The 19,667-nt window shown below is 66.2% G+C and carries 13 protein-coding genes; 5 read left to right on the top strand and 8 right to left on the bottom strand.

Features of this window, described 5'->3' with window-relative positions; genetic code table 11:
* Positions 1 to 54 precede the first annotated feature (54 nt).
* The 3 genes from E5554_RS21700 to E5554_RS21690 all read left to right on the top strand — a co-directional run bounded on the left by E5554_RS21700 (position 55) and on the right by E5554_RS21690 (position 9,302).
* Positions 55 to 3,078: a glycosyl hydrolase family 28-related protein gene (locus E5554_RS21700; protein ID WP_136188050.1), complete on the top strand. Its 3,024-nt coding sequence runs from the start codon at positions 55 to 57 to the stop codon at positions 3,076 to 3,078.
* A gap of 136 nt (positions 3,079 to 3,214) precedes the next feature.
* The gene (locus tag E5554_RS21695) at positions 3,215 to 6,184 is read left to right on the top strand and encodes a TonB-dependent receptor (RefSeq protein WP_136188049.1); all 2,970 of its coding nucleotides are present in this window, start codon (positions 3,215 to 3,217) and stop codon (positions 6,182 to 6,184) included.
* Positions 6,185 to 6,263: 79 nt separating this feature from the next.
* Positions 6,264 to 9,302 (top strand): glycosyl hydrolase family 28-related protein, encoded by a 3,039-nt coding sequence (locus E5554_RS21690; protein ID WP_136188048.1) that lies wholly within the window; start codon positions 6,264 to 6,266, stop codon positions 9,300 to 9,302.
* 4 nt (positions 9,303 to 9,306) lie between these two features.
* Here E5554_RS21690 and E5554_RS21685 read toward each other — a convergent pair whose 3' ends face one another.
* Genes E5554_RS21685 through E5554_RS21655 form a run of 7 tightly spaced genes read right to left on the bottom strand, consistent with a single transcriptional unit; the run spans position 9,307 to position 15,819 of the window.
* Entirely contained in the window at positions 9,307 to 10,647 is a 1,341-nt protein-coding gene (locus tag E5554_RS21685; RefSeq protein ID WP_010338474.1) for a DUF1552 domain-containing protein, read from the bottom strand.
* On the bottom strand, positions 10,644 to 12,362 hold the full coding sequence (locus E5554_RS21680) for a DUF1592 domain-containing protein (RefSeq protein ID WP_136188047.1): 1,719 nt from the start codon (positions 12,360 to 12,362) through the stop codon (positions 10,644 to 10,646). Before E5554_RS21680 ends, E5554_RS21685 begins: the two co-directional genes overlap by 4 nt.
* Positions 12,359 to 13,555: a hypothetical protein gene (locus E5554_RS21675; protein WP_136188046.1), complete on the bottom strand. Its 1,197-nt coding sequence runs from the start codon at positions 13,553 to 13,555 to the stop codon at positions 12,359 to 12,361. The genes E5554_RS21680 and E5554_RS21675 overlap by 4 nt, the downstream gene beginning before the upstream one ends.
* Before the next feature lie 17 nt (positions 13,556 to 13,572).
* Complete coding sequence (locus tag E5554_RS21670) at positions 13,573 to 14,364, bottom strand: hypothetical protein (RefSeq protein ID WP_136188045.1); 792 nt, start codon at positions 14,362 to 14,364, stop codon at positions 13,573 to 13,575.
* On the bottom strand, positions 14,364 to 14,834 hold the full coding sequence (locus tag E5554_RS21665) for a cytochrome c (RefSeq protein WP_247594328.1): 471 nt from the start codon (positions 14,832 to 14,834) through the stop codon (positions 14,364 to 14,366). The genes E5554_RS21670 and E5554_RS21665 overlap by 1 nt, the downstream gene beginning before the upstream one ends.
* Before the next feature lie 20 nt (positions 14,835 to 14,854).
* Positions 14,855 to 15,511, bottom strand: coding sequence for a cytochrome b/b6 domain-containing protein (locus E5554_RS21660; RefSeq protein WP_136188044.1), 657 nt, complete (start codon positions 15,509 to 15,511; stop codon positions 14,855 to 14,857).
* A complete protein-coding gene (locus tag E5554_RS21655; RefSeq protein WP_037509087.1) occupies positions 15,511 to 15,819 on the bottom strand; it encodes a high-potential iron-sulfur protein in 309 nt (102 codons plus the stop codon). Before E5554_RS21655 ends, E5554_RS21660 begins: the two co-directional genes overlap by 1 nt.
* Before the next feature lie 198 nt (positions 15,820 to 16,017).
* Between E5554_RS21655 and E5554_RS21650 the strand changes: the two genes are divergently transcribed.
* Together E5554_RS21650 and E5554_RS21645 are read left to right on the top strand one after the other, a co-directional pair.
* Positions 16,018 to 16,764, top strand: coding sequence for a response regulator (locus tag E5554_RS21650; RefSeq protein ID WP_037490491.1), 747 nt, complete (start codon positions 16,018 to 16,020; stop codon positions 16,762 to 16,764).
* On the top strand, positions 16,761 to 18,092 hold the full coding sequence (locus E5554_RS21645) for an ATP-binding protein (protein ID WP_136188043.1): 1,332 nt from the start codon (positions 16,761 to 16,763) through the stop codon (positions 18,090 to 18,092). The genes E5554_RS21650 and E5554_RS21645 overlap by 4 nt, the downstream gene beginning before the upstream one ends.
* Positions 18,093 to 18,191: 99 nt before the next feature.
* Here E5554_RS21645 and E5554_RS21640 read toward each other — a convergent pair whose 3' ends face one another.
* Positions 18,192 to 19,544 (bottom strand): FAD/NAD(P)-binding protein, encoded by a 1,353-nt coding sequence (locus E5554_RS21640; RefSeq protein ID WP_136188042.1) that lies wholly within the window; start codon positions 19,542 to 19,544, stop codon positions 18,192 to 18,194.
* Between the last annotated feature and the right edge of the window lie 123 nt (positions 19,545 to 19,667).

Here is a 19,667-nt window from a genome sequence, read left to right as displayed (position 1 = left end):
GCGACCGCTCCCCTAGCCATGCACCATCTATAAAAATGAGGATGGGAGGCGGACATGATCGGACGCAGCATGATCGCGGCTTTGCTGGCGGCAACAACGCTTGGGGCACCGGCCTTCGCCGCGACGACCTCGGTCTTCCCGGTCGCGCCGGCCGAGCCTCATGCGGTGACGGTAAAGGCGGTCGGCGACGGCCGTGCCGACGACAGCGCCGCGATCCAGCAGGCGCTCGACCAGGCCCGCGACGCGACCGGCCATGGCATCGTCTTCCTGCCATCGGGCACCTATCGTATCACCCGCTCGCTGATCGTGCCGGCGGGCGTGCGCGTCTATGGCGTCGGCCCGACCCGCCCGCTACTGCTGCTCGGCGCCAACACCCCCGGCTTCCAGCAGGGCGTGTCGACCATGGTGATCTTTGCTGGCGGCGATCAATATAATGTCGGTCAGGTGCCGGTCCCGGTGCCGACCGTCGTGCCCCGCGACAAGGTGGTTCGGGATGCCAATTCGGGCACCTTCTATTCGTCGATGAGCAATGTCGATATCGAGATCGGTGCGGGCAATCCGGCCGCTGCCGGCGTGCGTTTCCGCATGGCCCAGCATGCCTTCCTCAGCCATATGGAATTCCGTCTCGGCACCGCCTTTGCCGGCGTCTATCAGGCCGGCAATGTGATCGAGAATGTCCATTTCCAGGGCGGCCGATACGGCATCGTCACTGAAAAGACCTCGCCCGCCTGGCAGTTCACCCTGCTCGATTCGACCTTCGACGGGCAGCGCGACGCGGCGATCCGCGAGCATGAGGTCGACCTTACCCTCGTCAATGTCGCGATCAGGAACACGCCGGTCGGGATCGAGATCGACCGCGGCTACAGCGACAGCCTCTGGGGCAAGGATGTCCGGTTCGAAAATGTGTCGAAGGCCGGCGTCGTCATCTCGAACGAGAAGAATGTCTTCACCCAGGTCGGCTTCGACAATGCCCTGGCCGTGAACAGCCCGGTCTTCGCCCGCTTCCGCGACAGCGGCAGGACGGTCGACGGCAAGGGCAAGGCCTATAAGGTCGCCAATTTCTCCTATGGCCTCGCCGTCCCCGCACTCGGCCACACGGGCGAATACGCCACCACTGCGGACATCCAGCCACTCTCCGCCATGCCCGCGCCGCGCGCGTCCGCGATCCGCGACCTGCCGCCGATGGATCAGTGGGTCAATGTCCGCACCCTGGGCGCGGTCGGCGACGGCAAGGCGGACGACACCGCCGCCCTGCAAAAGGCGATCGACGCCAATCGCATCCTCTATTTCCCGACCGGCTTCTACAAGGTGACGGACAGGCTGACCCTGCGCCCGGACAGCATCCTCATCGGCCTGCACCCTGCCATCACGCAGCTCTTCATTCCCGATAACAACCCCAATCATGCCGGTCTCGGCGCGGTCCTGCCGATCCTTGAAAGCCGCAAGGGTAGCGACAATATCCTCTCTGGCCTTGGCCTGTTCACCGGCCGGGTGAACCCGCGCGCCTCCGCCCTGCTCTGGCGATCGGGCGAACAGAGCCTGGTCGAGGACGTCAAGATCATGGGCGGCGGCGGCACGCCTACCGCCGACGGCAAGATGCTCGGCACGCTGCGCGTCAACACTGGCGATCCGGTCACCGACAGCCGGCTCGACGCCCAATATCCCAGCATCTGGGTGACGGACGGCGGCGGCGGCACCTTTGCCGACGTCTGGAGCCCCAACAGCTTCGCCCAGGCGGGCTTCTACATCACCGACACCGACACGCCCGGCCATGTCTATGAAATGTCGGTCGAACATCATGCCCGCAACGAATTCGTGCTCGATAACGTCCATAATTGGGAGTTTCTGGCGCCCCAGACCGAACAGGAGGTCGATGACGGCCCCGACGCCATCTCGCTCGACATCCGCAACTCCAGCAATCTGCTCTTCGCCAATTATCATGGCTATCGCGTCACCCGCACCTATGCGCCGGAAAAGAGCGCGGTGAAGATCACCAATTCGGGCAATATCCGCTTCCGCAATGTCCATGTGAATGGCGAGAGCGGTTATGCCACCTGCGACGATGAAGGCTGCGGCACCTTCCTGCGCGCCAGCAAATATCCGTTCGACAATGCGATCGAGGATGTCAGCCGCAAGCTGCTGGTGCGCGAACGCGAGTTTGCTGCGCTCGACATCGGCCCGGCCGGCAGTGCGGTCCCGGCGGTCGCACCGTCCGGCACCAAGGTCGAGAAGCTGGAGGATGGCTTCTGGTCGATCTCCGGCGCGGCTGTCGATGCACAGGGTGCGCTCTATTTCATCGATCGCCGTTTCCAGCGCATCCACCGCTGGAGCGAAGGCAAGGGGCTGGAGATCGTCCGTGACCATGCGCTCGATCCGGTCAATCTGGCCATCGACGCTTCGGGCCATGTCATGGTTCTGTCCTCGCTCGGCGCGAAGGGGGGCGCCTATTCGTTCGACCCCGCCGGTCCAAAGGACGCGCTGACGCTGATCCAGCCGACCCCGGTGCGCAGCACTGGCCCGGCTAAGACGCTGCTGCCGGTCAACTGGTGGAATAATGGCGAGTTCAAGGATCAGCTCGACCATAAGAGCTATGAATTCACTACCCTCGCCGAGATGTTCGCCCGCGACGTCGGCACGCCCAAGGCCAAGGAATATCTCTCCCCGGACGGCAGCCTGTCCCTGCCCGCCTTCCGCGTCTGGCAGCAGGGGCCGATCGATCATACCGGCTGGCGCTGGTCCGACGGGCTCAACGCCAATGGCTTCGTCTCCGGCAAGATCGGGGATCGCCTGCTCGTCACCAACGGGTCGGAGAATATCACCTATAGCGGCACGGTGGGGCCGGGCGGCACGCTGACCGGCCTCAAACCCTTCGCCAATCGTGGCGGCGAGAGCGTCGCGGTGGACGGGCAGGGCAGGGTGTTCGTCGCCAATGGCCAGATCTTCGTCTACGGCCCCGACGGCAAGGAAACGGGCCGGATCGATGTGCCCGACCGGCCGCTCCAGATCCTGTTCGGCGGCCCCGACAAGCGCACGCTTTTCATCCTGACGCACCACGCGCTCTACGCCGCAAAGCCCTGAAAAAGCGACGGTTCGCCGCCACCTACGACCTATGTCGTAAGTGCGGTGGCGACCGCTCGGGATTAATACTCACACAATAGCCCGCCATGGGCGCGCCGACGCCGGGAGGGCGCCTGGTGACAAGAGGGGAAGAGGAATGAACGTGCAGATCGCAATCCATCGGCATATGGCGGGCGTCAGCCTGGCCGCCGTCGCCTTCATGGCGCTGGCCGGCACCGCCCAGGCCCAGACCGAACCGGCGGCCGAACCCGCGCCGCAGGCCCAGACGAGCGATGCGCCGGCCGCGCAGAGCGCCGACATCATCGTCACCGGATCGCGCATCACCACCAGCGGCTTCAATGCGCCGACGCCCACCACCGTCATCGGTGAGGAGCAGATCGCCAACAACGCCCAGCCCAACATCTTCAACACCATCGCCCAACTGCCCTCGCTCCAGGGCTCGACCGGCGCCGCCACCGGCACCTTCTCCACCTCCAGCGGCCAGCAGGGCCTCAGTTCCTTCTCGCTGCGCGGTCTGGGCGCGATCCGCACCCTGACCCTGCTCGACGGCCAGCGCGTCGTCGGCGCCAACGTCACCGGCGTGCCCGACATCTCGATGTTCCCGCAGCTGCTGGTGAAGCGCGTCGACGTCGTCACCGGCGGTGCCTCGGCCTCCTACGGCTCGGATGCGGTCGGCGGCGTGGTCAACTTCATCACCGACACTCATTTCGAAGGCTTCAAGGGCAATATCCTGGGCAGCATCACCAAATATGGCGATGACGAAACCGCGCTGGTCCAGGCCGCCTATGGCAAATCCTTCATGGACGATCGTTTGCATGTGGTGGTCAGCGGCGAATATGACCATGAAGGCGGCGTGGGTGCCGGCGACTTCGGCACCGATCTGGCCGGCAGCCGCAACTGGTATCGCGCCACCACGCTGATGAACACCGGCCAGACCAACAATGGCCTGCCGCAATATAATTACCGCGATTATGCCCAGCCCTATCAATATGCCCGCTACGGCCTGATCAACAATGGCCCGCTGCAGGGCATCGCCTTCGACCAGAATGGCAATCCCTATCAGTTCAACTATGGATCGAACGGCACGCCGACCGGCACCGGCGCGGTCACCAACTGCTATCGCGGCAACAGCTTCTGCGAGGGCGGCGATCTGTCGGGCGCACCCGGCTCGGGCGCCTCGCTCAAATCCTCGTTGGAGCGCATCAACGGCTATGGCCGGATCGGCTATGATTTCGCCGACAACAACGAAGCCTATGTCACGGTCAATGTCGCGCAGGTGAAGACCAACAACCAGCCCAGCCCCGGCTATGGCCGCGCCAACCTGACCGTCCAATGTTCCAACCCCTATCTGCCTCAGTCGGTGCGCGACCAGTGCGCCACGGCCGGCATCACCTCCTTCGGCTTCGGTTCGTCCAACGCCGCCTTCCCCGATCCGCAGGTCTATACCGATCGCAAGCAATATCGCTTCGTCGCTGGCGCCAAGGGCAAGTTCGGCGCGGCCGGCACCGACTGGAATTATGACGCCTATTATGAGCATGGCATCACCATCTCGGACATCCGGGTGAAGGATATTGTGCTGCAGAACCGCTATGCCGCGGCGGCCAATGCGATCGAACTGAACGGCGCGATCGTCTGCGCCGATCCGGCCGCCCGCGCGCTCGGTTGCCAGCCGATCAACATCTTCGGCGGCTTCACCCCCTCGGCGGCCGCGCTCGCCTATGTCGCGCCGCACGACAATGGCCCGTTCCAGCACACCAAGCTGACCCAGGACGTCGCCAGCCTCAACTTCTCGGGCAATCCGGTGGAATTGTGGGCGGGACCGCTCTCGGTTGCCTTCGGTGCGGAATATCGCCGCGAATTCTACCGCGTGAACGCCGACCCCTATGGCGCGGGCGTGTCCGATCTCAGCCCGAACAGCGCCGATTATCCCGCCGACCCGCTGCTCAACGGTGCGCAGGGCAGCAACTGGGCGGCCGGCAATTACAAGAACGGTCGCGGCAAATATGAAGTCTATGAAGGTTTCGTGGAGATCGACATGCCGCTGTTCGACAGCGAAGCGGTCGGCCGCGCCAATCTGAACGCCGCGGGCCGTGGCACCCATTACAGCACATCGGGCACGGTCTGGGCGTGGAAGGTCGGCGGCACCTGGGATACGCCGCTCGACGGCATCCGCCTGCGCGCCGTCACCTCGCGCGACGTGCGTGCACCCAACCTGTCGGAGCTGTTCGCTGCGCCGACCGTCACGACCTTGCCGAACTTCAGCGATCCCTTCCAGGGCGCAGCGGTTCAGGCATTCCAGAACACCATCGGCAACCCCAATCTGAAGCCCGAAATCGCCCGCAACACCGAAATCGGTATCGTGCTGGCGCGTCCCTCCTGGCTGCCGGGCCTCAGCCTGTCGTTCGACTATTATGATATCAAGCTGAAGGGCGTCGTCTCCAGCCTGTCGGCGCAGCAGATCGTCCAGTTCTGCTATGATGGCAATCAGGCCTTCTGTGGCGGCTTCAGCCTCGACAATGCCAATCCCAGCCTCAACTATATCAATGTCCAGCCGTTCAACCTTGCCTCCTGGCGGACCAGCGGCTTCGATATCGAGGCGAGCTATCAGTGGCAGCAGCCGCTCGGCCTGCCGGGCAACTTCACCGTCCGCGCGCTCGGCACCCATATCCGCAAGTTCATTGTGGAGGCGGGCATTGCCGGTGTCGATCCGGTCGATCAGGCCGGTGCCAACAACGGCAACACGCCCGACTGGAAATGGCTGGCGGTGCAGACCTATGACAGCGGCAAGTTCAGCCTGACGGTGCAGGAACGCTGGATCAGCGACGGCACCTTCGGCAATCAATATGTCGTCTGCCAGTCGTCCTGCCCGACCTCGACCGCGAACCACCCGACCATCGACTATAACAAGATGAAGGGGGCCTTCTATGTCGACATCGGCGCCACCTTCAAGTTCAGCGACCGTGTGTCCCTCTATGGCAAGGTCGACAATCTGTTCGACAAGGATCCGGTCGCCTCGCCCCAGACCAACACCGGTCTCGATATCAACCCGGCGCTCTACGACACGCTGGGCCGCATCTACCGCGCCGGTGTCCGCTTCAATTTCTGATAAAACATAACATCTCTCCCCCCCAAACTTGTCCCGGTCCTGCACGGCCGGGACATCTTCTTTTTACGGAGCCTGATAGATGTATCGTGGATTGAGTGGAGCCTGCGCATCCGTCCTGCTGTGCCTTGCCGCAGCACAGCCGGCTTTCGCGTCCCCGTCCGTCTACACCGCCATGCCCGACGATGCGCGCGCCGTGACGGTGAAGGGCGTGGGCGATGGCCGCGCCGATGACAGCGCCGCGATCCAGCAGGCGCTCGACGCCGCCGCCGCGACGCCCGGTGGCGGCATCGTCTTCCTGCCCCAGGGCACCTATCGCATCAGCCGCACCCTGTTCCTATGGCCGGGCGTGCGCATCTTCGGCATTGGCGCCCAGCGCCCGGTGATCCTGCTCGGCGCCAACACGCCCGGCTTCCAGCGCGGCGTCGCCCATATGCTGATCTTCACCGGCGGCAAGCGTCAGACCGACAAGGACAGCTGGCCCGCCGCCTTCCCGCCGGCCGGCAGCGTGCCGTTCGACAAGACAATTGCCGACGCCAATCCGGGCACCTTCTATTCTGCGCTCGGCAATATCGATTTCCGCATCATGGACGGCAATCCGGCGGCGACCGCGATCCGCTTCCATTCCGCCCAACACAGTTTCGTCAGCCATGTCGATTTCGACATCGGTTCGGGCCTCGCCGGCCTCTACCATGTCGCCAACGAGGCGGAGGATCTGCACTTCAAGGGCGGCCGCTATGGCATCCTCGCGGAAAAGACCTCGCCCGCCTGGCCCTTCGCCCTGGTCGATGCGACGTTCGAGGGACAGCGCGACGCCGCCATTCGCGAGCATGAGGCGGGCCTGACCCTGCTCAATGTCGCCTTCCGCAACGTGCCGGTCGGGATCGAGATCGACCGGGGCTATGGCGACTGGCTCTGGGGCCAGGATGTCCGCTTCGAAAATGTGTCGAAGGCCGGTATCATCATTTCCAACGAGAAGAATGTCTATACCCAGGTCGGCTTCCAGAATGTGCTGGCCGTCAACACGCCCACCTTTGCCCGCTTCCGCGAAAGCGGCCGGACGGTGACGGGGCAGGGGAAGGCTTACAAGGTCTCCGCCTTCACCCATGGCCTGACCCTGCCGGGGCTTGGCCGGATCGGCGACTACAAGACCGACATGCAGGCGCAGCCGATCGACAGCCTGCCGGCGCCCGGCGCGCCCGCCATTCGTCCGCTGCCGCCCGTCGCCGAATGGGTGAATGTCCGCACATTGGGGGCGAAAGGCGACAATGCCACAGACGACACCGCCGTGCTGCAGAAGGCGATCGACGGCCATCGTGTCGTCTATCTGCCCGCCGGCTTCTACAAGGTCAGCGACACGCTGCGGCTGCGCGCCGACACGGTGCTGATCGGCCTCCACCCCAGCCTGACCCAGATCGTCCTGCCCGATGGCACGCCCGCCTTTCAGGGCGTCGGCGCGCCCAAGGCGCTGGTCGAAAGCGCGCGGGGCGGTGACGCGATCGTCGCCGGCCTGGCGCTCGACACCAATGGCGCCAATCCGCGCGCGACCGGCCTGTTGTGGAAGGCCGGCGCCAACTCCATGGTCAACGACGTGAAGTTCCAGGGCGGCCATGGCACCGATGCCTTCGATGGCAGCCGGCGCAGCCCCTACAACAACAACGCCACCGCCGATCCCGACGCATCGCGCCGCTGGGGCGGCCAATATGCCAGCCTCTGGGTGACGCAGGGCGGCGGGGGCACCTTCGCCAATATCTGGAGCCCCAGCACATTCGGCCATCCGGGCATATTGATCTCCGACACGCAAACGCCGGGCCGGTTGATCCAGGCCTCGGTCGAACATCATGTCCGCACCGAAATCGGCCTCAACCGCGTCGCCAACTGGGAATTGCTGGCGCCCCAGACTGAGGGGGAGGCGGGCGAGAGCGGCGATGCCGTCGCGCTCGAAATCCGCGATTCCCACAATATCCTGGTCGCCAATTTCCACGGTTATCGCGTCACCCGCACGCGCAAGCCTGCGCCGACCGCCGTGTCGCTCTACAATTCCCACGACATCCGCTTCCGCAACGTCCATGTGAACGCGGAAAGCGGGGTCGGTACCTGCGACGAAAATGGCTGTGGCACCTTCCTGCGCCTCACCAAATATCCGTTCGAAAACGCCATTCAGGATATCACCCATGGCCTGGAAGTACGCGAACGCGAGTTCGCGGTGCTGGACGTGTCGGCGAAACCCGATCCGGTCGCCCCCTCGACTTTCGGCGGCGCCAGCGTTCAGAAGCTCGCTGACGGTTTCTATGGTCTGGGCGGCGGCGCGGTGGACGCACAGGGCCGGCTCTATTTCATCGACCGTTTCTTCCAGCGCATCTGGCGCTGGTCCGACGCGGGCCGGCTGGAGATGATCCGCGACGCCGCGCTCGATCCGGTGAACCTGACCATCGACAAGTCGGGCAATCTGCTCGTCCTTTCCTCCTATGGCCGCAACGGCACCGTCTACAGCGTCACCCCCGGCGCGCCCGACACGCAGGTCAGCGTCATCCCGGCGACGCCTGCGGGGCAGGGCGCTGCTGCCACCATCTTCCCGGTCAACTGGTGGGTGAATGGCGAGTTCAGGGATCAGATCGACCCCAAGACCTATCAATTCACCACGCTTGCCGACATGTTCGCCCGCGACACGGCGCAGCCCAATGCGCAGGCCTATGTCTCACCCGATGGCAGCATCGCCCTGCCAGCCTGGCGCGTCTTCGCCCAGGGACCGGTCGACCATCGCGGCCTGCGCTTCTCCCACACGCTCGACAGTTATGGCTTCGTCCAGGGCAAGCCGGGCCAGCGCATCTATGTCACCAACGGATCGGAAAATCGCACCTACAGCGCGCTGGTCGCCGGCAACGGTACGCTGATCGACCTCAAGCCCTTCGCCGATCGTGGCGGGGAGGGCGTGGTCAGCGACGCGCAGGGCCGGGTCTATGTCGCCAATGGCCATGTCTTCGTCTACGCGCCCGACGGCAAGCCGATCGGCCGGATCGACGTGCCCGAACGGCCGCTACAGCTGCTGTTCGGCGGCCCGGACGGCAAGACCCTGTTCATGCTGTCGCACCACGGCCTCTACGCGGCGCGGGTGGAATAGGGGATCAGACGATCAGTCCGGGGATGATCTTGTTCGTCTCCAGGCTGCCCGTGCCCCAGCGGTCGACCGGCACGCCCATCGCCTGTTGCAGGGTCAGGCCGACCCGGCTGACCGGCGATCCGTCGCCGGTGATATATTGGCCGGTATGGATGCGCCCGCCGGCCGATCCCGCCGTCATCATCGGGATATTGTCGATCGTGTGGAATTTGGCGAACTCGGTCTCGCTATGGGCAAAGACCAGGCTGTTATCCAGCAGGGTGCGGTCGCCTTCCTTCACCGCGTCCATCGCCTTGATAAAATAGGTCCAGGCTTCCATGCACTTGTCGACATAGAAGGTGACTTCGGGTTGATAGCCCAACCGGTTGTCCAGCACCTCCTCATGGGTCAGCTGATGATGGGTGATGGTGCTGCCCACCCGCGTCAGCGACGACGCGCCATTGTTGAAGTTCATGTTGAACAGCCGGACATTGTCGCACGCCATCGCCATTACCAGCAGATCGGTCATGATCTCGTGATTGCGCATGACATTCTCGATCTCGGCATTGACGGGCAGGTCGGGCACCTTGGGCGGGACGACACAGGCCTGCATCGGTGCCGGCTTGGTCAGTTGCACGTCGAGCTGGTTTTCCAGCTGCCGCAGCGAGGTGAAATACTGGTCGAGCCGCTGCCTGTCGGCCGCGCCCAGCCGCGCTTCCAGCGCCTGCCGCTGGTCGGACACGCCGGAGAGGACGCTGCGCCGCGCCATGACCGCCGGATCGGGGGTGAAGGTCGCGCTGTTGGGATCATGGAAGCCGGCGCCGAACAGTCTTGTATAAAGGGCGGCGGGCGATACTTCCGCTGGGTTGAGATTGCCATTGCCGCGCCCGGACAGCGAATTGCGCGGATCGCCGGTTGCTGACAGCTCGATCGAGCGGAAACGGGTGCGGGTGCCGATCACATCGCCGATCGACACGTCGAAGGACGGCCCCGGCAGGCCCCGGTCGGAATCGATCGCCATGCCGGTGCGGATGCCGATGCCGCCGCTGATGTGCGGTAGGTTGGGCTTGCCGTCGAGCGGCAGGGTGAAGTCGCCCAGGATATTGACCTTGTGCTTGAGCGCCTCGATCGAGGCCAGCTCTACCTTCAGCTCATAATCCTTGCCGGCGGCGCTGGGAAACCAGCGCGGCGGATTGACGCCCAGCCCCCAGAACCAGGTGCCGAAACGGATCGGCATCGGCGCGCCGGTCGCCGCCATGGCGGTGCCGTTGCCGTCGAGGAAGATGTCGAGCAGCGGCAAGCCGACGGCCACGGCCATGCCGTTGACCATGCCGCGCAGCGCGGTGCGGCGATCGAGGGTGAAGCTCATGGACGGTCTCCTTCACGGATATGCGGGCTGGTCATCATCGCGACCTGCGGCTTGGCCAGCGGCGGGGTGCTGACGCGATAGGCATCGGCCATGGTCGCGACCCGCAGGAACAGCGCCTGGATGCGATAGCCGTCGGCGGCGAAGCCCTGTTCCAGTGCCATCGCGGTCGCCTCCTCATCCTCCGGCATGCGCCCGGTCGCATATTGGAAGGCGCGGCCGGCAACGCATTCGGTGGTCGACTTGCTCGCTGCCAGTGCCTGACCCAGGCCGACATTGCCCTGGAAGGCCGTGCCCTCGAACACGCCGGCGGTATCGATCGGCGCGTCATTCTCGGTCCGGCGGAAAGCGCCGATGCCGTCGAACCGCTCCAGCGGCAGGCCCAGCGGGTCGGTGATCTTGTGGCAGGCGGCACAGACCGGATCGCTATTATGGGCGTTCAGGCGGATGCGCGCGGTCGGCATCGCCTTGTTGCCGACATCCTGCACGGCGGTGAAATTAACGTTGCCTGGCGGATTGGGCACCGGCTGGCACAGCAGCAGCTCGCGGATCGCCCGGCCGCGCAGGGTTGGCGAACTGCGGCCCGAATGGGAATAGAGCGCCAGGAAGCCGGCCTGGCCCAGCAGCCCGGCGCGATCGTCGCCATCGGCAAATTCATAGGGCACCCAACCCTGCATGCTGGACACCTTGGCCTGATAGAGCGGCCCCAGAGCGCGGTTGATGAAGGTCCGCCGGGTGGTAAATAGGTCGCGATAGTCGCCCTGCCGCGTCACCAGCTGGTCGACGATCATGCGCAGCATCTGTTCGGACAGGGCCGACGCCACATCGGGGTTGAAGCGGGGATAGACGATCTGGTCCTTGGCCATCTCGTCGAACTTCTCGAACAGCAGCATGTCGGCGAAGAAGGCCCGCACGCCGTCCTCCAGCCGCGGCGAACGCACCATCTTCTGCGCGATTGCTGCGAGCTGGGCCGGATCGGTCAGCTTGCCCTCGTCGGCCGCGCGCAGCAGCGCCTCATTGGGCGTCGTGTTCCACAGCAGATAACTCAGCCGCGCGGCGCGGGCATGGTTGTCGAGCCGCAGGCTGCCGGGCGCCTCCGGATCGGGCTCCGCGCTCTCAATGATGTAGAGGAACTGCGGCGATACCAGCATGGCGGCGAGCGCCAGCTGCATCCCGTCATAGAAACCCTGGCCATCGCCAGCACCCTTGCCCGCCATCATGACAAAGGCGCCGATCTCTTCCTGCGTCATCGGCCGGCGGAACAGGTAGCGACCGATCGGCATCAGCGTCCGTGCGGCGCAATCGGCGTCGGGCGCGGCCGCGTCGCGCGGGGCGCAGGGCATGAACTGGGCGCGGCGATCCGGCGCGAAGACCTGCGCAGCGATATTGCGCGCCATCGCGTCGAACTGCTCCAGCCCGGCGGGCGAGATGGTCGATGCGCTGGCGCCGGTGGCGATCAGCTCATGCACCGGCCGCACGATCGGCTCGAACCGGCCTGCCACCTTGATGTCGGGGCCGAAGATATCGGCGATGCTGTTGCGATATTGCGCTTCGGTCAGACGGCGCATCCCCGCCACCTGGCCCAGCGGCGTCTTCAAGGGCGCGAAGCTGGCCTCGGGCGTGGCGGCGGTCTGTGGCGCCTTCTCGACCGTGCAGGCGCTCAGCAGCAACCCGGCGAGCAGCGCCCAGCGCGCCCTGTGGCAAAAAGGCCCGCTCATCGTTGCGCCACCTTGGGCTGGGGCAGGCGGTCGGTGACGAAGGCGGGCACGGCCCAGGCCTCCATGCCGCTGGAAATGCGGCGGCACTGGCCGGTCGCCGGATCGCGATCGCCATCGGCCATGGCTTTGAGCGCGGCATACATGGCGGCGCAGTCATAGCCGGCCGTAGTCGCCGCGCCCTCGCCACCGACCGAGGCGCTGGCCATCACGTTCCAGATCGGCTGATAGCCGCCGACAATGCCCCTGATCGATCCGTCCGGCTGGAAGGTGAAGCGCAGCCGCGCTTTGGTGAAATCATATTCGTTGCGGCGGCCACGAATGTCCCGCTCCGACCCTTGCCCCCAATTCTGCTTCAGACGGATATGGGCCGGCTCGGTGGTCAGCACGCCATTGACGATCCGCCCTTTCAGCACATTGCGATGGGCGGCATTGGCGGTGACGCTGTAGCTGGCGCCGGGAATGAAATTCTGGCGCGAATCCACCACCGCCCGATCTTCGGTATTGGCGTAGATGACCGTCACGTCGGGATCATTTTCCAGACTGTCGACGCCGCTCAGCAAGAGCAGCTGGCTATGTTCGCCGCTTACCAGAAACTGGGTCAGGCCCTTGACGATGTCGCCGCCCGTGCCGTCGACCCCGCGCCAGGTCCGCACGCAGCCCATCGCCCGCCACATCTGGTTGTCGACGCCCGGCTCGCCGGCTGGCCCGGTAAAATTGGCATGGCCGCAGCTGTCGTCCGCCGCCGCGCCACCCGCATCATCGTCCAGGTTCAGCCCCTGCGCGACCTTGCCCTGCACCATGCGCTGGGGCGGCCGGTCGAACTTGTCGGGATGGGTGCAGATGTTGAGATTGTCGGGACCGAAGGCATAGCCTGTCCAGCGCGCGGTCAGCTCCTTCTCGTTCGCCTTTTCCAGCAGCCGCGTGCGTTCCCCCACTGGCTGGGTCTGGAGATAATTTTCGCGCAGGGTCGCGGCGAGGCCCTGCGGGCAATCCTCCTTGCCCTGATAGATGGCGGGCGCGAAATGGCTGACGACGAAACCCATCTCGCCATTGGCTGGCGGGGCGGGCAGCGTGGCAGGGACGGCGGACTTCGCGGGGGCGTCCCCCTGCGCTGACACCGATGCCGGCACCGACGCCGCCAGCGGCAGCGCGCCCAGCAGCAGGATCAGTTTGCGATGATACTGCACGATCATCCTCTCCTTGCGAAATGTCATGGGATCAGCGGTTCGGCCTCGGCGGGAATGTCCGCCGGGTCGTCGCCCGCGATGGTGAAGACCGGCCGGTCGCGATAGGCCCATTGGGCGCGGTCGCCATCGGGCCGCACGGTCCAGGCGCCCATGCCCCGTCGCGCCATGCCCGCCGGAAAGACGCGCCAGTCGGCGCAGGCCGTGCCACAGCCCTTGCCCTTATGCGTCACCAGCAAATTGCCCTGACCATCGACCAGCAGATAGCGCCCGTCCACCAGCCGCGCCGTCACATCGGCCAGCGCGTCGATCTTGGGCGCGGCCGGCACATATTTCAGGCTGTTCCAGACGAGGCCGTCCTCGCCCTCATGGCCGATCGTGCCGGGCCGCTCACCAACATGGGTGAAGACCAGATTGACCCGCTTATAGACCCATTGCGGCCCGCTCGGTCCCTGCATCACGATCCAGTCGGGGCCGTCCTGCTTCAGTCGGGGCGCCTTGCGATCGCCGCCGAACTCGGGCGGTGCAGGCACGATCTCCGCCTTGGCGGGCGCGGCGAGCGGCGTCCAGTGCGTCAGGCAATCGCCCGAACACCAGAGCGGCTGATGCCCGGTCCGCCCGGTCACGGCGCGCATATCCATGCCATAGAGGGTGCGGCCATGGGCATCGACATAGACGCTCTGCTCGCCAACCTTGCGGACGCTGATCCCCGCCGGCAGCGGCTCGCCACTTGCGGCCTCGGGCGGCAGGTCGGCGGCCTGCGCCCAGAGCGCGGCCGGCTGCGCCAGCCACAGGATCGCGGCCGCCCGGCGCCACATCAGCGCTTCTCCTCGACGCGGAAGCTGCGGTGGCAGGTGCCACAGCTCTGGCCCAGCGTCTTGGCCGCCACGCGCATCTTCGCCACGTCGCCGCTCGCCGCCACGGTGGCGAAGCTGTTGGCCTGCGCGGTGAAGCCGTCCTGTGCTGCCTTGAATGCGGCCGGCTGGTTCCAGATTTCGGGTTTGGCGGCCGTCTTGACGCCCGGTTTCGGGCCGCTGCCGGCCGGGAACCAGCCCTGTTGCTGGCGGGCATAATCGCGGATCTGCCGCGCCGAAATCTGGATCACATAGGTTTGCGGCGTGGCCGATTTCAGCTCGTCATTGATATTCTTGAACGCCGCGCCGACCTCGCGGAAACCCGCGATCCGGGTGGCGACGATGTCGCCGGGGGCCGCCGCCAGCGGTGCCGCGCAGAGCAGTGCCAGCATCGCGATCGGCCGCTTCATCCGCGCTGTATCGTGCATCCTCATCCTCGTCCCTTTCATGTCTGTCACAGCATCGGATCGGCAAAGACCCACCAGGCGAGGCTGCCCGCCAGCAGGATCGCGACGGCGAAGGCGACAGGCGACGCGCGCCGCACCGCCACCGGCTCGCCGCTCACTTTCGCCCGGCCGCTGACCATCGGCCCGATCAGGTTGCGGCGGCGCACCAGCAGGTAGAACAGCACCGCCAGGACATGCAGGCCGATCAGCATCTGCAGGATGGTGAAGCTGATGCCGTGCATGTCGGAGGCCAATCGCCCCTGATCGAAATCGACCAGATGCGACAGCGGCCCGGATTCGATGCCGTCGATATCGACCGCGAACAGGCCGGTGCCGACTTGCACCGACAGCGCCAGCAGCATCGCTACCACGCTCCAGCCGCCCAGCGGATTATGGCCCGGCGCCGCGGGCGCACGGCCGGTCAGATAGGCGAAGATCGCGCGCGGCCCGCGCAGGAACTGGGCAAAGCGCGCCGGCCCCGATCCGATCAGGCCCCAGATCAGGCGAAAAACGATCAGGAACAGCACGGCCTGACCCGACAGGCGATGCCAGTCCATGTGATAGGTTTCCGCGCTCCACCAGGAAAAGCCGATCAGGCCGACCAGCGCCCAGTGAAACAGGCGGATGGGCAAGTCCCAGACATATTGGCGCGCGGGGTTCGCCATCAGCTCTTCTTCGCCCAGCTGTCGCACACGCCCTCAGCCGGCACGATGCCGCCGCTCAGCAGCGCGCATTTGCCGCAGCCCGGCTGGGCGGCGGTGAAGAAGGCGCACAGGCCGCAGCGCTTGGTCGCGTCGTTCGACGTGCGAAAGCCCAGCGACTTGCGCATGCTCTTCTGCGCGGCGGACAGGCTGGCCGGATCGACGCACTCGGCGGCATTGGCCATGCTCGCTAGCCCCAGCGGCACGCAGGCGATCAGGCCCAGCGCCGATCGACGGCTCCAGTGACGGACATGATGATGGCTTGCCGCCATGCGGCCCACTCCTCTTCCCTGCCGGCCCGGTTGCTCCGGTCCTCTTGTGCGATCCTTCTAGCAGGGGGGCGGCGGATTAATTTGTCAGCGCCGACAAAATCGGCGCAGAATGCAGGCGCTTATTCCGCCCTTTGTGTCGGGCCTGACAAAATCCGGCGCGGGCCGGCGGCTAGAAGGGGCGGAATGGGAAGAGGAGGGATGAGGGTGACAGCGAAGCTGACAGGCGACAGCGCGCCGGGCGACACGCATATCCTGATCGTCGATGACGATCCGTCGCTGCGCGCGCTGGTCCGCGCCTTCCTGATGCAGGAAGGATATGTCGTCAGCGAAGCGGCCGATGGCCCGGCGATGCGCGCCATCCTTGCCCATCAGCCGGTCGATATCATCGTCCTCGACGTCATGATGCCGGGCGAGGACGGGCTGTCGATCGCCCGCTCGCTCGCGGGGCAACAGGATGCCGGCATCATCATGGTGTCGGCGCTGGGGACGGAGGGCGATCGGATCACCGGCCTGGAAATGGGCGCCGACGATTATCTGCCAAAGCCGCTGTCGCCGCGCGAGCTGCTCGCCCGCATCCGCGCGCTGCAGCGCCGCCGCCGCCCGGTCGCCGACACCCGCCAGCCGGTGCTGGCCCATTATCATTTCGAAGGGTGGCAGCTCGATCCGGTGCGCCGGGTGCTGCGCGATCCCGCCGGCATCATCATCAGCCTGTCGGAGGGGGAGTTCGCCCTGCTGCTCGCCTTCATCGAACATCCCCAGCAGATATTGAACCGCGACGCGCTGGTCGAACTGGCGCGCGGCGAGGATGCCGATGTGTTCGACCGGGCGATCGACACCCAGGTCAGCCGGTTGCGCCGCAAGCTCGGCACCCGCGCGCGCGGCGAGCTGATCCACACCGTCCGGTCCGAAGGCTATATCTTCCAGGCGCCGGTGCAGCGCGGATGAAGGCGGGCTTCCTGCGCTGGGCCAATTCGATCCACGCCCATCTGCTGGCGCTGGCCCTGGTCGTGATCCTGACGCTGACCGCCTTCAGCCTCACTTTGCTGCTCTATTTCATCCCGCCCGAACGGGTGCCGCTGTCGGTCTATGAGATTGCCCGCATCGTCCACGGCCAGCCCCTGTTGCGCGACGAGCCGGTGGTGCATGAGGTGCGGCAGGCCGCCGCGCCGACGGCATCGACCGACCCGGCCGATCGGCTGATCGCCGCGCTGCTGGCCCAGCGCCTCAGCCTGCCGGCGGCCGATGTGCGCATCCGCCTCGACCCCGGCGATCGCGAGCGGATCGGCCAGTTCGTGGCGGAGATGCAGCTTTATGGCCCCGATGGGCTCGCCGATCCCTTCATCCTGGGCACCTTCACCGCCGCGATCCGCCAGCCCGATGGTCAGTGGCGGATGATCACGCGGGAAGCGCGGGGCGGGCGGTCGCTCTGGCGGCTGCTCGGCCAATATGCCTTCCTCGTCGGCATCCTGCTGGTGGTGCCGCTCAGCCTCTGGTTCAGCGCGCGGCTGACCCGCCCGATCCGCGCCTTCGCTGCCTCGGCCGAACGGATGGGGGCAGGGCAGGAGGAACAGCCGATCCCGCTCGACGGGCCGAGCGAGATCCGGCTGGCGGCGCAATCGATCAACGAGATGCAGGCGCGCATCGCCCGCTATGTGCGCGAACGCACCTCGGTCGTCGGGGCGATCGCCCATGATCTACGCACGCCGCTGTCGCGCCTCCATTTCCACCTCACCGCCGCGCCCGCGCCGGTCCGGATCGCGGCCGAGGAGGAAATCCGCCAGATGGAGGCGCTGATCGGCACGACGCTGGATTTCGTCGACAATGAAAATCGCCCCCGCCTCAAGGAGCCGCTCGACCTTGGCCTGCTGGTCGAGGGGCTGGTCGACGATTTCGCCGACATGGGCCGGGACGTGACCCTGACGGGCGCGGAGCCTGTCATCATCGCGGGTGACATGATCCTGCTCAAGCGGCTGTTCACCAACCTGATCGACAATGCGATCAAATATGGCGACCGGGCGCGGGTGCGGGTGATACGCGACGAGGGGCGGGCGATCGTCACGATCGAGGATGACGGGCCGGGCATGGAACAGGCCGATATCGCCCGCGCCTTCGAGCCCTTCTATCGCGGCGAACCCTCGCGCAACCGCAGCACCGGCGGCGTGGGTCTGGGGCTGTCGATCGTCCAGTCGGCAGCGCAGGCGCATCAGGGCCGGGTGTCGCTGGCGCGCGCGCCCGATGGCGGGCTGCGCGCGCAGGTCGAGCTGCCGGTTTAGAGCGTTTTCTAATCAGGTGGAATTACCTGATGACTCGGAAAACGCGTTAAACCAAAAACTTAGAGCAACCGATCTGACGCAGTCGGATCGGAATTTGCTCTAAAGCCCTTCCGCCTCCACCCATTGCGCGCCGGTCAGCGCGCGCGCCACGTCCCAGCTATGGCGGCGGATATCGGGCACGGCGACGATTTCCCAATGGGCGCCGCGCGTCATCGGCCCGACCACCAGCAGCCGCTCCTGCGCGCTGCCGTCGCGTGCGATGGCATGGCCCTGCCGGTTGGTGTCGATACCGATCGCCAGCGCATCCGGCCGGATCGCGCCCCGATCCGCCAGCCGGCGCAGCAGCACATCGTCGGCCCGACCAAGGTCGGCCAGCGGCCCGGTGCAATTGACCACCCGTGCCACCCGGATCTCCTGCACCTGTTCGCCGCCGCGCGGCCGCCATTGCACGATCAGTCCCTGGTCGGCGTTCTGCGCGCCGATGATCCGGCCCGCCGCGATCCGCAGCCGCCCGCTTGCCTGCATCGCGGCGATTCGTTCGGCCACCTGCGGCGCGATGCGGTGGCGATGCACGTCCCAATAGGGCCGGGCGTGGCGCAGGAAGCGCGCCCGTTCGACCGGGGAGGCCGCCCGCCATATATCCTGGGTGAAGGGGCGCAGCTCATCGACCGCGCGGCGCCAGCCGACCGCATCGGCCCGCTGGCGGATGGTGCGGACCAGCCCGGCGCAATGGGCGGCCGGCCGTTCGCGCAGGGCGGGGAAGGGCATGGCCGGCGCATGGCTGTGCGGCACCAGCCCGCGCCGCGACAGCGCCAGGATCGATCCGCGAAAACCCGCGCTGTCCAGCGTCTGCGCGCAATCCACCGCGGTCAGGCCCGTGCCCAATAGCAGTATCTTGTCGCTCGGCGTCAGCCCCTCGGCAATGTCCGCGCCCCAGGGTTCGGACACATAGAGCGGGGGCGCCTTGTCTCGAAATGGCGGCAGGTCATGCGGCGGCAGATTGCCCGGCGCCAGCGCCACCGCATCGGCCGCCAGCGTCTTGCCCGACGCCAGTTCGACGACACAGCCATCGCCGGTCATGCGGATATCGACCGCCGCATCATCGATCACGTCCAGCCGGTCGCCCGCCTCGGCGCGGGTCTTGTCCAGCAGCGCGGAAAGATAGCGGCCATAGGTCGCCCGTGTCGCGAAGCTGGCGTCCGATCCGCCACTCGTCTCCGCCAGCCATTGCGCGAAATGGCCCGGCTGGTCGGGAAAGGCGCTCATGTTGCCGGCGCGGACGTTGAGGATATGGTCGGGCAGGGCGCTGCCGAACGCGACGCCCTTGCCCAGCCGTTCGGGCCGCCGCTCGACCAATGTCACCCGCATCGTCCCGTAGCGCAGCAGGTTGATCGCCAGCAGCGTGCCGCTGAACCCGCCACCGACGATGACCAGGTGGGAAACTTGGAACATGGGGGAAATCTCTCCGGGCAGGGAAGGGGCCTGCCAGATAGAGCAGCCCGTCGGGTCGCTGTCGAGGGGGCGGCACAGGTCGCGCTTCATGCCCGCCTCGTCCCGCAGACGGGGCGATCCGAC

This window comes from Sphingobium sp. PAMC28499 (assembly GCF_004795815.1).
Lineage (GTDB): Bacteria > Pseudomonadota > Alphaproteobacteria > Sphingomonadales > Sphingomonadaceae > Sphingobium > Sphingobium yanoikuyae.
This window is presented reverse-complemented; position numbering and strand designations above follow the sequence as displayed.

Excerpts from the sequence above, each read along its gene's own strand:
- E5554_RS21685 (WP_010338474.1), bottom strand. The coding sequence starts at position 10,647 with ATGAGCTTCACCCTCGATCGCCGCACCGCGCTGCGCGGCATGGTCAAC.
- E5554_RS21690 (WP_136188048.1), top strand. The coding sequence starts at position 6,264 with ATGTATCGTGGATTGAGTGGAGCCTGCGCATCCGTCCTGCTGTGCCTT.
- E5554_RS21675 (WP_136188046.1), bottom strand. The coding sequence starts at position 13,555 with ATGATCGTGCAGTATCATCGCAAACTGATCCTGCTGCTGGGCGCGCTG.
- E5554_RS21670 (WP_136188045.1), bottom strand. The coding sequence starts at position 14,364 with ATGTGGCGCCGGGCGGCCGCGATCCTGTGGCTGGCGCAGCCGGCCGCG.
- E5554_RS21660 (WP_136188044.1), bottom strand. The coding sequence starts at position 15,511 with ATGGCGAACCCCGCGCGCCAATATGTCTGGGACTTGCCCATCCGCCTG.
- E5554_RS21645 (WP_136188043.1), top strand. The coding sequence starts at position 16,761 with ATGAAGGCGGGCTTCCTGCGCTGGGCCAATTCGATCCACGCCCATCTG.
- E5554_RS21650 (WP_037490491.1), top strand. The coding sequence starts at position 16,018 with ATGAGGGTGACAGCGAAGCTGACAGGCGACAGCGCGCCGGGCGACACG.
- E5554_RS21640 (WP_136188042.1), bottom strand. The coding sequence starts at position 19,544 with ATGTTCCAAGTTTCCCACCTGGTCATCGTCGGTGGCGGGTTCAGCGGC.
- E5554_RS21680 (WP_136188047.1), bottom strand. The coding sequence starts at position 12,362 with ATGAGCGGGCCTTTTTGCCACAGGGCGCGCTGGGCGCTGCTCGCCGGG.
- E5554_RS21665 (WP_247594328.1), bottom strand. The coding sequence starts at position 14,834 with ATGAGGATGCACGATACAGCGCGGATGAAGCGGCCGATCGCGATGCTG.
- E5554_RS21655 (WP_037509087.1), bottom strand. The coding sequence starts at position 15,819 with ATGGCGGCAAGCCATCATCATGTCCGTCACTGGAGCCGTCGATCGGCG.
- E5554_RS21700 (WP_136188050.1), top strand. The coding sequence starts at position 55 with ATGATCGGACGCAGCATGATCGCGGCTTTGCTGGCGGCAACAACGCTT.
- E5554_RS21695 (WP_136188049.1), top strand. The coding sequence starts at position 3,215 with ATGAACGTGCAGATCGCAATCCATCGGCATATGGCGGGCGTCAGCCTG.